This window comes from Rhodomicrobium sp. Az07 (genome assembly GCF_018619475.1).
Lineage (GTDB): Bacteria > Pseudomonadota > Alphaproteobacteria > Rhizobiales > Rhodomicrobiaceae > Rhodomicrobium.
Map to the genome: position 1 here is coordinate 1 of NZ_JAHFZG010000061.1, position 393 is coordinate 393.

Consider the following 393-nt stretch of genomic DNA (forward strand, 5'->3'; position numbering starts at 1 on the left):
GTCACCCGCCGTCCCAAATACGCTTGCCCTTGCGGGGAGGCCGTGGCTCAGGCGCCTGCGCCGCCGCGGCTGATCGAGGGCGGCATTCCCACCGAAGCGCTCATCGCCGACGTCCTCGTGTCGAAATACGCCAATCACTTGCCGCTGTACCGCCAGGCGCAAATCTTCTCCCGCCAGGGCATTCCTCTCGATCGCTCGACGCTCGCGAGCTGGGTTGGCGCGGCGGCGGCCGAACTGCAGCCGCTTTACGAGCGCCTCGTCGTCATCCTGAAAGGGATGGAAAAGCTGTTCGCCGACGAAACGCGCTGCCCGGTTCTCGATCCGGGCCGAGGCAAGACCAAGCCCGGCTACTTCTGGGCTCTGGCCTGCGACGACCGGCCGTGGGGCGGGAAA

1 protein-coding gene is annotated in these 393 nt (G+C 67.2%); it reads left to right on the forward strand.

All coding sequences use genetic code 11. The features are described from left to right. The coding region (locus KKP04_RS15335; RefSeq protein WP_215033567.1) for a transposase at window positions 1-393 on the forward strand (393 nt) is incomplete at both ends.